Genomic DNA, 12387 nt, shown 5'->3' with positions numbered 1-12387 from the left:
CCGGAAAACGGGAGGGCAACAAAGGGAGTGCCGGAAACGGCATGGGGAGGAAGAACTTTGGCTCACAAGGCTGAGGGCGTAGAGGGCTTGCGTTCGATACCGGCGCTGTTGCACCGCAACGCGACGGAATTCGGCAACGCGCCCGCGTACCGCGAAAAGGAATACGGAATCTGGCAAAGCTGGACCTGGGCCGAGGCCGAGGAGGAGATCCAGGCTTTCGCGCTGGGGCTGCTGAACCTTGGCGTGGCGCCGGGCGACTACGTCGCGGTGATCGGGCGCAATCGCCCGACGCTGTACTGGTCGATGGTGGCTGCACAGATGTGCGGTGCGGTGCCGGTGCCGCTGTACCAGGATGCCGGGGCCGAAGAGATGGAGTACGTGCTGGGCCATTGCGGCGCGCGCTTTGTCATCGTTGCCGATCAGGAGCAGGTCGACAAGGTGATCGAGGTGCAGGACAGCCTGCACCAGTTCGAACACATGATCTACGTCGATCCGCGCGGCTTGCGGAAATACGACCACACGCATTTGCACGAGTACAGCCACGTTCAGGCGCAGGGCCGGGCGGCGCATGACGAGCTGACCGGCGAACTGGCCGCGCGCCGTGCGGGGCTGGGGTATGACGACACCTGCGTGATGCTGTACACCTCCGGCACCACGGGAAAGCCCAAGGGCGTCGTGCTGTCTAACCGCAATATCATCGAGGCGGCGCGGTCCTCTGCCGAGTTCGACCACCTCGGGCGCAATGACGAGGTGCTGGCCTATCTGCCGATGGCATGGGTGGGGGATTTCATCTTCAGCATCGGGCAGGCCTACTGGAAGGGCTTCTGCGTCAATTGCCCCGAAAGCGTCGAAACGCTGGCCACGGACCTGCGCGAGATCGCGCCGTCCTATTACTTTGCCCCGCCGCGGATATTCGAGACGCTGTTGACGCGCATCACGATCCGCATGGAGGATGCCAGCCCGTTGAAGCAGCGGATGTTCCGGTACTTCATGGCGCACGCGCGAAAGGTCGGTCCGGCCATCCTCGATGGCAAGCCTGTGGGGGGGATGGACCGCCTGAAATACAAACTGGGCGACTGGCTGGTCTATGGGCCGCTGAAGGACGCGATGGGGTTCAGCCGGGTGCGCGTGGGCTATACCGCCGGGGAGGCGATTGGGCCGGAAATCTTTGATTTCTTTCGGTCTCTGGGCATCAACCTCAAGCAGCTTTATGGTCAGACTGAGGCGTCTGTGTTCATCACGGTGCAGCCCGATGGCGAGGTGCGTTCCGATACTGTGGGCGTTCCCGCGCCGGGGGTGGAGATCCGCATCGGGGAGAGTGGCGAGGTCTACTATCGTTCGCCCGGCACTTTTGTCGAGTATTACAAGAACCCGGAATCCACCGCTTCCACCAAGGATGCGGAGGGCTGGGTGGCGACGGGGGACGCGGGGTTCTTCGAAGAGGCATCGGGACACCTGCGCATCATCGACCGGGCAAAGGACGTGGGACAGATGGCGGACGGATCGCTGTTCGCGCCCAAGTATGTTGAAAACAAGTTGAAATTCTACCCGAATATCCTTGAGGCGGTGGTCTTTGGCGCCGGTAAGGACCGCTGCACGGCTTTCATCAATATCGACCTGACGGCAGTGGGCAACTGGGCGGAGCGGAACAACATCGCCTATGCGAGTTACCAGGAACTGGCGGGGCATTCTCAGGTTCTGGAGACCATCCAGGGACATATCGAAGAAGTGAACGCTTCCGTCGCGCGGGACGAGATGCTGTCGGGCTGCCAGGTGCACCGCTTCATTGTGCTGCACAAGGAACTGGACGCCGACGACGGCGAGATGACCCGCACGCGGAAGGTCAAGCGCAAGGTGATCGCGGAGAAATTCCATGACCTTGTGGAGGCGCTCTATAGCGACGTGGATCAGATCTATACCGAAACCGAAGTGACGTACGAGGACGGGCGCAAGGGCCGGATCAAGGCGACGCTGGCGGTGCGGGATGCGGCGGTCGTGCCCGTCACGCCGCGCGCGGTGGCGGCGGAGTGAGCCGGTGCGGGACGAGACATTCAGAACAGACGATGGGGGCGTGATGCCGGACCAGAGCGAGGGTTACGTCACCGCAGATGGACGCCAGATTGGTGGCGTTCTGATGGAGATGCGCGATATTACCCTGAAATTCGGAGGGGTTACGGCGATCGAGGATATCTCCTTTGACATCCGCGAAGGCGAGATCCGGGCGATCATCGGCCCCAACGGTGCGGGCAAGTCGTCCATGCTCAACATCATTTCGGGTTTCTACACGCCCACCATCGGAGAGGTCTGGTACAAGGGCGCGAAGCGGCCGCCGATGAAGCCCTACGAGGTGGCGCGCTTGGGCGTGGCGCGGACCTTTCAGAACATTGCGCTGTTCGAGGGGATGACGGTGCTCGACAACGTCATGACGGGTCGGCTGACGCATATGAAAGCGGGTATTGCGGCGCAGGCGCTTTGGTTCGGCAAGGCCCGCGCGGAGGAGATGGAGAACCGCGAAGTCGTCGAAAAGGTAATCGATTTCCTGGAGATTCAGAATATCCGCAAGACGCCGGTGGGTCGTCTGCCCTATGGTCTGAAGAAGCGGGTGGAACTGGCTCGGGCGCTTGCCGCCGAGCCGTCTATCCTGCTGCTCGACGAGCCAATGGCGGGCATGAACGTCGAGGAGAAGGAGGACATGAGCCGTTTCATACTCGACGTGAACGACGAGTTCGGCACGACGATTGCGCTGATCGAACACGACATGGGCGTGGTCATGGACATTTCTGACCGGGTCGTCGTGATGGATTACGGCAAGAAGATCGGCGATGGGACGCCCAGCGAAGTACGCAGCAACCAGGATGTGATCGACGCCTATCTGGGGGTGGCGCATTGATGACCGGCGCTGACACGTGGGTGGCACGGCCCATGCACCCTTCAAGGACAACCCGTACAAAAGCGTTTTTCGCACATGATGCCGGGATCTCACCAGTAATTGTGCGCCGGATCGCGCCCCCAACTGTTGAATTTGGCCCCGGCGCGGGCGGCGCCCGGAAGGAGCACACATGCTGAACGACATTTTCATAGCGCCCTTCGCGGACATGATCGGCGCGCCGGACTTCCTGTTGCAGGTGCTCTGGGAGGGGTTGGTCTCGGGCGTGCTTTATGCGCTGATCGCGCTGGGCTTTGTGCTGATCTTCCGATCGAGCCGCATCTTCAACTTCGCGCAGGGCATCATGGTGGTCTTTGCCGCCCTGACGCTGGTCGGCCTTCACGCTTTCGGCATCCCGGCGTGGATTTCCGTGGCGCTGACGCTGGGGGTGATGTTTGTCCTCGCCGTCGGCATCGAGCGTATCGTGCTGCGGCCGTTGGTGGGCCAACCGGATATCATCCTTTTCATGGCGACTATCGGTATCACGCTGTTCCTGATCGGCGGCGGCGAGATCATCTTTGGTGGTGAAAACAAACAGATGATCACCGAAGAATTGGGGATACCGACCGGGGATACGGTGCTGGAGCCCTGGGGCGGGCTGCTGATCCTGCAGCATGTGGATATCACTGTGGTGGTGGTGGCCTGCACATTGGTGGCCGCGCTGCTGGGCTTTCTCAACTATACACAGATGGGGCGCGCGATCCGGGCACTGGGCGATGACCACCAGGCGGCTTTGTCGGTGGGGATCAGCCTTCAGACGGTCTGGGTGCTGGTGTGGTTCATCGCGGGGATCATCGCGCTGGTCACGGGCATTGCCTGGGGCGCGCGGGCGGGGGTCAGCTTTGCGCTGGAGGTCATCGCCTACAAGGCGCTGCCGGTCCTGATGCTGGGCGGCCTGGAATCCATCGCCGGTGCGATCATCGGCGGTCTGATGATCGGCTTGCTTGAAAAGCTTTTCGAAATCTATTGGGGGCAACCTCTGCTTGGTGGCAATACCGAGACATGGTTCGCTTTTGTGCTGGCATTGATCGTGCTGCTGTTCCGCCCGCAGGGGTTGTTCGGGGAACGTATCATCGAACGGGTATAGACCGGCGGGGGCGATCGTTCTGCGAAAGATCGGGCCTCCGGCGGGAGTACATGGACCAAGACGAAGCATGGGCGCTTTGGGAAGGGGGGACTGGAGAATGTCGAAGCTGATCGCGGTGCTGAACGTGGTGGCCTGGGCCGGGTTCTGGTCTTTCGGCTACCTCGCGCTGACGACGCCGCCGGAGGAAGGTTCGCGGGTGGTGGTGGCACTGCTGCTGGCGGCGCTGGGTGCGGCGCTGGGGATCTGGGCATGGTTCTGGATCGTGCGCCATTCGGAGGGGACGGGATATGCTCGACGCTCGAACAGCCGGGCGCGGTTTGATGCAGACGAAGGACTGGATGCCTGATGGCGACACGCAAGACTGAAACGCGCCCGGAAGGGGCGGCGCGGGCCCGAAAGGCGGCGACGGAAGAGGCGGCGGATCTCGCACGCGGGGCCAATGGCCTCGGTGACTACGCGGAGGCGCAGGAGGCGATGCAGGGCATGCTGGATGCGCAGATGAAGGCCGTGAACACCATGATGAGCGCCTCTGTGGAGGCAACGCAGGCCTCGCTGCGCGCGATGACGAGTTTCTGGGCGGCGGCTCTGCCCAAGGGGAACACGGAGCGCGACGACAAATAACTGCGCGGCGCGGGGAGGCGCTGCGAGTAACCCGGGGACGGCAGGCCGGAAGAGCGGGCCGCACAGGGTGACGACAAGGGGCGCAACGGCATGACCGGGGCGCGAAAAGGGGAGGAGCGCGGATGCTGTATCGCACCGCTGGACAGTTCAAGACGAGTTATGAGGCGGATCAGGCGCTGTTCCCGGTACGGCAGGACGCGGTGCTGCTCTGGGTGATCCTTGGCTTTGCCTGGGTAGTGTTCCCTATGGTGGCGACGGAATTCGCATTCCAGACCTTGCTGATCCCGGTGCTGATCTATTCGCTGGCGGCGTTGGGGCTGAACATCCTGACAGGTTATGCAGGACAGCTGAGCCTCGGCACGGCGGCCTTCATGGGGGTCGGCGCCTACGCCTGCTACAAGCTGATCACGCTGATGCCGTGGATGAATCCGATCATTGCGATCCTTTTGTCGGGCGTGTTTTCCGCGGGCGTGGGCGTGGCATTCGGCATCCCGAGCCTGCGGATCAAGGGATTCTACCTGGCAATCGCCACGCTGGCGGCGCAGTTCTTCCTTGTCTGGCTGTTCGAGAAATGGGCCTGGCTGTATAACTACAATGCATCCGGCGCGATTCAGGTGCCGAACATGGAGATGTTCGGTGTCTATATCGCCGGGCCGCAGGCCAGCAGCATAGTGCAATATTACGTCGTGCTGTTCATTGTCTGCCTGCTGACCATGGTCTGCATCAACCTTACGCGCGGCACATTGGGCCGGACCTGGAAGGCGACGCGCGACATGGACATCGCCGCCGAACTTATCGGCATCAATCTCATGCGTTCGAAGCTAACGGCCTTTGCGATTTCGTCCTATATCGTCGGGGTCGCCGGGGCGCTTTTCGTCTTCATGTGGCGCGGCGCGGCGGAGCCGAACCTCTTCGACATTCCGTTGTCGTTCCGCATTCTTTTCATCGCAATCATCGGCGGGCTGGGATCGATCATGGGCAACTACCTTGGCGCGATCCTGATCGTAGGTCTGCCGGTGGTGCTGAATCTGCTGCCGAACGCGCTGGGAATCCCGATCGACAGCGCCATGGTGGAACATCTCAACATAATGATCGTGGGCAGCCTGATCGTATTCTTCCTGATCGTCGAACCGCACGGGCTGGCGCAGCTGTGGCGGCTGATCCGGGAGAAGATGATCCTCTGGCCGTTCCCGCATTGAGGGGCTCGCATTCGACGGGCCCGGTGGTTCGATAACAAGGAGGTGGGTCGGAAAACCCAGCCTATGCCTCGCCTTTATGGGGCACCGTTTAGTCGAAGTGACAAGAATTCTCAGGGAGGAGAAACCATGAAACACTTCACCAAGCTGGCCGTGGCCGCCGTTGTGGCGGCGATCACCGCCTCGGCGTCGCTCGCGCAGGAGCTCTATACGCCGAATCTCGCCTACCGGACGGGGCCCTTCGCCGCGACCGGCATCCCGCTGATGAACGGGCAGGCGGATTATCTGAACATGCTGAACGCGCGCGATGGCGGCATCGGCGGCGTGCCCGTGAACGCGGAAGAATGCGAGACCGGCTATTCCACCGAGAAGGGCGTGGAGTGCTACGAGAAAACCAAGGGCACGGCCATCGTGACCCAGCCCTGGTCCACCGGCATCACCCTGCAGGTGCTGCCAAAGACCAATGTGGACGAAATTCCGCTCCTTGCGCCGGGCTATGGTTTCAGCCCGATGATGGACGGCAAGACCTTCCAGTGGGCCTATAACGCGCCCGCCGGGTACTGGGATGCCGCCGACATGATCATCCAGTACCTCGAAAGCCAGGGCGACCTGAAGGGCAAGAAGATCGTGCACCTGCACCTCGATCACCCCTTTGGCAAGGAACCGCTGCCCGTGCTGGAGGCGCTGGCCGAGGAGAAAGGCTTTGAGCTGGTGCCGATCCCGGTCGGCCTGAAGGAGATGCAGAACCAATCGGCGCAGTGGCTGCAGATCCGCCGAGAGCGTCCCGACTACGTCATCATGTGGGGCTGGGGCGCGATGAACGCGGGCGCCATCACCGAGGCTGTGAAGACCAAGTTTCCGATGGAGAACTTCGTCGGTGTCTGGTGGTCCGGGCATGATGCCGACCTCGCCATCGCGGGTCAGGACGCCAAGGGATACAAGTCGATCTCCTGGTCCTTCCCGAACGCCGATGCACCGGTCATGGCGGCGATCAAGGAGCACGTGGTGGACAAGGGCAACTCCAAGTCCAACGAGGAGGAGATGTCGGGCGTTTTCTACGGTCGCGGGATCATCATCTCGGCCATCCTCGCAGAGGGTATCACGGCGGCGCAGAAACACTTTGAAACCGCCGAGATCACGGCTCCGCAACTGCGCTGGGGGCTGGAGAACATCGACATGAGCGAAGCTCGGATCAAGGAACTCGGCCTCGAAGGCATGGTGCCGCCGTTCAAGACCACCTGCGCCAACCACACCGGAAATTCCGGCGGCTGGATGCTGGAATGGGACGGCGAGAAATTCGTGAAGGCGTCCGAGCTGCTGACCGCGAACACCGAGGGTTATGCAAGCATCGTTGCCGAGAAGGCGCAGGAATACGCTGACGCCAACCAGCCCTGGGCGGTGAACGGGGACTGCTCCGAATAAGGGGCACGGTCCCGGCGGCGGCCCGCGTGGTCGCCGCCGGGAACTCCGGCGCGCCCGCCCGGCCGAGGCGCTGGCGGGACACGCGGACAAGTCGAGTATTTTCAAAGCAGAGAAGCAGGGGGGCGGCGCAGGTGCCGGACCCTGGCCGGACCTTGGGGAGGCGTCATGCTGGATGGTGTGAAGACGGAAGCGGGCAGCGGCGGGACGGCCGCTGCGAGCGAGACCTTGCTGGAGGTCAACAATATCGAGGTGATCTACAACCATGTGATCCTCGTGCTGAAGGGCGTGTCGCTGACGGTGCGCAAGGGCGGCATCACGGCGCTTCTCGGCGGTAACGGCGCGGGCAAGACCACGACGCTGAAGGCGATTTCCAACCTGCTGCATTCCGAGCGCGGCGAGGTCACCAAGGGGTCGATCCTCTACAAGGGCGAGCGGGTGCAGGACCTCGACCCGGCGGCGCTGGTGAAGCGCGGCGTGATCCAGGTGATGGAAGGGCGGCACTGCTTCGAGCACCTCACCGTGGAGGAGAACCTGCTGACCGGCGCCTACACGCGCAAGGATGGCAAGGCGGCGGTGATGGCCGATCTCGAGATGGTCTACGACTACTTCCCGCGGCTGAAGGAACGGCGCCGGAGCCAGGCGGGCTATACCTCTGGCGGGGAGCAGCAGATGGTGGCCATCGGCCGCGCGCTTATGAGCCGGCCCGAGACGATCCTGCTGGACGAGCCCTCCATGGGGCTGGCGCCGCAGCTGGTGGAGCAGATCTTCGAGATCGTGAAGGCGGTGAACGAGGGGGAGGGCGTGTCCTTTCTGTTGGCCGAGCAGAACACCAACGTTGCGCTGCGTTACGCGCATTCGGGATACATTCTCGAAAACGGGAGGGTCGTGATGGAAGGCCCGGCAGGAGAGCTGCGCGAGAACCCGGATGTGAAGGAGTTCTACCTAGGCATGTCCGACGAGGGCCGAAAGAGTTTCCGCGATGTGCGATCCTATCGCCGCCGCAAGCGTTGGCTTGCCTGAAGCAATAGCGAAAGGGCAGGAAATGAGACTGGCAGCAGGCGTGAACCGGGCAGCGCGGGGTATCGAAGGGCTGATCGAGCGGGCAATCCGCAGCGACGACCCGCCGATGCTGAAAGCATACCGGGGCTACGCCGAGCCGGGCGGGCTGGTGGTGCAGGGCAGGGTGCTGAGCGCGGTCCGTCGGAGCGCGCCCGAAGACGATCAGTCGAAATGGGCGAACTTCCGACAGATGGTGTCGCTGTTCCTGACGTCCGAAGTGCTGGGGGTCAGGGTGCGCGCGGAGGGCGTCGAGGCGGTGAGCGACGCGGAGGGCTATGTCACGCTGCGGGTGCCGCGCGCGCCGGAGCACGCGGGCTGGGTCCACGTGGAGGCGGAACTGCCCGATTGCGACCATACGCCCGTGTCCATGCCGGTCCTCGTGCCGCAGGCGGAGGCGCGCTTCGGCGTGATTTCCGACATTGATGACACAGTGCTGCACACCGGGGCCTATTCGCTGGCGCGCAACCTGTGGACGACTTTCACCGGCAACGCGCTAACGCGGGAGGTCTACCCGGACGCGGTCACACTCATGCGTGGGCTCAGCGAGGGCGGGCGCAACCCGGTGTTCTATGTCAGCTCATCGCCGTGGAACCTCTTTGGGTTCCTCGAGGGGATTTTCGACCGGGCGGGGCTGGTGCCGGGACCGATGTTCCTGCGCGATCTCGGCGTGTCGGAGCACGGGCTGATCGGCAAGGGCCACGGCGATCACAAGGGGGAGGCCATCGACCGGGTGCTGGCGGCGGTGCCGGACCTGCGCTTCTGGCTGATGGGGGATACCGGGCAGAAGGATGCGTTTGTCTACCGCGATGCTGTGGCGCGGCACCCGGGGCGCATTGGTGGCGTGATCCTGCGCGAGGCTTCGGGGCAGGTGCCGCAGGAGGCCCGCGCGGCCGTGGACGAGATTGTGGCGGCCGGGGTGCCCTGTGCCGTCGTGGCGGATTTCGGTGCGTTGGGGGATAATGTCCTGCCCGGACCGCCAGACCAGACACCTCAGAGAGGGGACAGGGGATGACCACCTATTTCGACGACCTTGAGACGCGGTCGCAGGATGCCCGCGAAGCCGCGCAACTTGAGACGCTGAACGCGCAACTGGCCCGTCATGCCATGGACCCGGTAGAGGACCTGGCCGGGCTGGCGCGCTATCCGGTGCTGCGCAAGTCCGACCTGTCGGAGCGACAAGCGGCGAAACCGCCCTTTGGCGGGCTGCCGGTCGGCAATGTGGCGCATGTCTTCCAGTCGCCGGGTCCGATCTACGAGCCCGGCGGAGCCGGCCATGACTGGTGGCGGATGGGGCGCTTCCTGCATGCCTGCGGGATCGGGCAGGGCGACGTGGTGCAGAACTGTTTTGGCTACCACCTGACGCCGGCGGGGATGATTTTCGAGAACGGCGCGCGGGCGGTGGGGGCCATGGTGCTGCCCGCAGGGACCGGCCAGACGGAACTGCAGGCCCGCGCGGCGAAGGACGTGGGCGTCACCGCCTACGCGGGCACGCCGGATTTCCTGAAGGTGGTCCTGGAAAAGGCCGACGCGATGGGGCTGGAGCTGGGCATCACGCGTGCGGCGGTGGGTGGCGGAGCGCTCTTTCCCTCGCTTCGGCAGTGGTACAGGGACCGCAGCATCACCTGCCTGCAGTGCTATGCGACGGCGGACCTTGGCAATGTGGCCTACGAAAGCCCCGCGATGGAAGGGATGATCCTCGACGAGGGCGTGATCGTCGAGATCGTCACGCCCGGCACCGGCGACCCGGTGGCGCCGGGCGAGGTGGGCGAGATGGTCGTCACCACGCTGAACCCCGACTACCCGCTGATCCGTTTTGCCACGGGGGATTTGTCGGCGGTGCTGCCAGGTTCGTCGCCCTGTGGACGCACCAACACACGTATCAGGGGCTGGATGGGCCGCGCTGACCAGACCACGAAGATCAAGGGCATGTTCGTGCGTCCCGAGCAGGTGGCACAACTGGTGGCACGCCATCCGCAGATCGCGCGGGCGCGCGTGGTGGCGGGGCGTTCGGGCGAGATGGACACCATGACTGTGCGAATCGAAAGCGAGTCCGCGGCTATCGAGGGCGTGGAAGGCAGCATCGCGGAGGTGCTGAAGCTGAAGGGCGCCGTGGAAATGGTCGCCCCCGGCGAATTGCCGCGCGACGGGTTGGTGATCGAGGATCGGCGAAAATACGACTGACGTTGCGGCATCCTTCTGATTTGCTGGGCCTTTTTTGCATCGCCCGCTGCCGTCGCGCCCCGCGTCCAGACTCGCAGGGCGCGAAGTTTTGCGAACGCCCGCAATCCTGTCTTGTGATGTGCGGCGCGCCGGGTAGGCTCGTGAAAAAGGAGGATTTGTCATGCGGATTCTTGCACTTGCCATCGGTGGGCTGGTTTCGGCCACGACAGCGGCCCAAGCAGGCGGCGACGCGCTGGTGATCGGCAACAGCACCTACAACGGCGTTCAGACCCTCTTTGCCGCCACACAGGTGGCGGAGGCCGCCGGGGCCATGCGGGCGCAGGGCTTTGACGTGACGGAGGCCAATGACGCAAACGGGACCAAGATGAAGCAGGGCTTTGCCGATTTCGTCGGGACGCTGGATGACGACGGCGGCCCGGTGGTGGTTTTGCTGGCGGGGGCCTTCCTGCATTCGGCCACCGGCGCCTATCTGCTGCCCGCCACCGATGGTGCGGCGCTGGCGGATCAGGCCGTGATGGTGGAGGCGTTTCCGATCGACGCGCCGCTGAGCGTGCTGGCGAAATACCCCGGCCGCGCCTTTCTGGTGCTGAGCGAAAGCGCCGTGGCGGCGGATTACGGCGACTTCCTGGAGGCCGGGCTCGGGGAGCTTAACATTCCGTCGGGTGTGACCGTGCTGCATGGACCGGAAACAGCGGTCTCACGCTTTGCATCCGGTGGGCTGACCAGGGTCGACCAGCCGTTGGTGGAAAGCGCGCGGGCGGCCGGTCTGACGGTGAAAGGTTACGCGGCTTCGGAACTTGTGGTGGTTCGCGCCTCTGACGTGCCGGGTGCAGCCGCCGACAGCGCTGTGGAAAAGGCTACCGTCGAAGAGGCCGCGCCCGAACCCGAAGCCATGGCCGAGGCGGAGCTAACCCCCCAGCCGATGCCCGAGGCCGCGCCGGAATCCGCCGCCGTGGCGGAGCCGTCACAGGTCTCCGAGGTCGCCCCGCAGGTGGCCGAAGAGGTCGCGCCGGTGACCCCGTCCCCCCCCGAAGAGGTGGTCACTGCGGAGCCTGAGCCCATGATGGAGACTGCGGAAGGCGAGGCCATGGAAGAGACGGCGCCTGCGATTGAAGCCGGCGAGGAGGCCATGGCGGAGGCAAAGCCGGCGATGGAGTCGGACTCCGACGCCAGGGCGGAGGCCGTACCCGAGGTGGACACCCGGTCCGAGGTGGAGATCGCCGCTGACGAGGCCGCCTGGCGCGCCGCCCGAATCCAGAACTCGGAGGAAAGCTACCAGTCCTACCTCGTGGCCCAGCCGGACGGCGTCTATGCCAATGCCGCCAACCAGCGGATCAAGGCGATCAAGGCCGATCCCTTCTACGACCTGCGCCGGGCCGAAGATTTCCTGCGGCTGGACCGCGAGGCACGGCGCCAGATCCAGCGCGATCTGGACACCCTTGGGCATTATCATTGGGGCGTGGACGGAATATTTGGCGATGGTACGCGGGACGCGGTGCGCGCCTGGCAGAAGGCCGATAACCGGGAGGCTACCGGCTACCTCGATCTGAACCAGATCGCGGCGCTGGATCGGCAAGCTACGGCGGCGAAGGAAGCAAAGAAGCAGGAGAGCGCGCGCCGCGCCCAGACGGCCGCCGCCGAAGCAAAGCGCAAGCGCGAGCAAGCCGCGGCCGCCGCACAGGCCCGGAAGGAAGCCGAGGCCGCCGCAACGCCGGATGCGACCGAGGCACCGCGCCGCGCCGGTCCGTCGGATCAGGCGATGTGGGCGGAGGTGGAGCGTCTTGGCTCGGAACAGGCGGTACGGCGCTACCTCAATGCCTACCCGAACGGCGCCCGCGCCACACGCGCGCGCCAGATGCTGGAAGTCATCGAACGGATGCGCGGCGGGTGAGTCG

11 protein-coding genes are annotated in these 12387 nt (G+C 64.3%); all 11 read left to right on the top strand.

Features of this window, described 5'->3' with window-relative positions; all coding sequences use genetic code 11:
* Positions 1-57 precede the first annotated feature (57 nt).
* The 11 genes from J5474_RS03735 (at position 58) to J5474_RS03685 (ending at position 12383) form a co-directional block, all read left to right on the top strand.
* Complete coding sequence (locus J5474_RS03735; protein ID WP_209359423.1) at positions 58-2031, top strand: AMP-binding protein; 1974 nt, start codon at positions 58-60, stop codon at positions 2029-2031.
* Between the two features lie 43 nt (positions 2032-2074).
* Positions 2075-2890 (top strand): ABC transporter ATP-binding protein, encoded by an 816-nt coding sequence (locus tag J5474_RS03730; RefSeq protein ID WP_209359422.1) that lies wholly within the window; start codon positions 2075-2077, stop codon positions 2888-2890.
* A 169-nt stretch (positions 2891-3059) separates the two neighbouring features.
* Positions 3060-4013 (top strand): branched-chain amino acid ABC transporter permease, encoded by a 954-nt coding sequence (locus J5474_RS03725; protein WP_209359421.1) that lies wholly within the window; start codon positions 3060-3062, stop codon positions 4011-4013.
* A gap of 97 nt (positions 4014-4110) precedes the next feature.
* Positions 4111-4359 carry a hypothetical protein gene (locus tag J5474_RS03720; RefSeq protein ID WP_209359420.1) on the top strand — a complete coding sequence of 83 codons (249 nt, stop codon included), beginning with the start codon at positions 4111-4113 and terminating at the stop codon, positions 4357-4359.
* Positions 4359-4634 carry a hypothetical protein gene (locus J5474_RS03715; RefSeq protein WP_209359418.1) on the top strand — a complete coding sequence of 92 codons (276 nt, stop codon included), beginning with the start codon at positions 4359-4361 and terminating at the stop codon, positions 4632-4634. Before J5474_RS03720 ends, J5474_RS03715 begins: the two co-directional genes overlap by 1 nt.
* A 122-nt stretch (positions 4635-4756) precedes the next feature.
* Complete coding sequence (locus J5474_RS03710) at positions 4757-5833, top strand: branched-chain amino acid ABC transporter permease (protein ID WP_209359416.1); 1077 nt, start codon at positions 4757-4759, stop codon at positions 5831-5833.
* Positions 5834-5959: 126 nt separating this feature from the next.
* On the top strand, positions 5960-7252 hold the full coding sequence (locus J5474_RS03705; RefSeq protein ID WP_209359414.1) for an ABC transporter substrate-binding protein: 1293 nt from the start codon (positions 5960-5962) through the stop codon (positions 7250-7252).
* Between the two features lie 165 nt (positions 7253-7417).
* Positions 7418-8272: an ABC transporter ATP-binding protein gene (locus tag J5474_RS03700; protein WP_209359412.1), complete on the top strand. Its 855-nt coding sequence runs from the start codon at positions 7418-7420 to the stop codon at positions 8270-8272.
* A 22-nt stretch (positions 8273-8294) separates the two neighbouring features.
* Positions 8295-9323, top strand: coding sequence for an App1 family protein phosphatidate phosphatase (locus J5474_RS03695; protein ID WP_209359410.1), 1029 nt, complete (start codon positions 8295-8297; stop codon positions 9321-9323).
* Positions 9320-10492: a phenylacetate--CoA ligase family protein gene (locus J5474_RS03690; RefSeq protein WP_209359407.1), complete on the top strand. Its 1173-nt coding sequence runs from the start codon at positions 9320-9322 to the stop codon at positions 10490-10492. The genes J5474_RS03695 and J5474_RS03690 overlap by 4 nt, the downstream gene beginning before the upstream one ends.
* A 160-nt stretch (positions 10493-10652) precedes the next feature.
* Positions 10653-12383, top strand: coding sequence for a peptidoglycan-binding protein (locus tag J5474_RS03685; RefSeq protein WP_209359406.1), 1731 nt, complete (start codon positions 10653-10655; stop codon positions 12381-12383).
* Positions 12384-12387 lie beyond the last annotated feature (4 nt).

It is taken from the genome of Sagittula salina (assembly GCF_017813235.1).
GTDB lineage: Bacteria > Pseudomonadota > Alphaproteobacteria > Rhodobacterales > Rhodobacteraceae > Sagittula > Sagittula salina.
The sequence above is the reverse complement of the archived record's forward strand: the minus strand, read 5'-3'. Positions and strand labels throughout refer to the sequence as shown.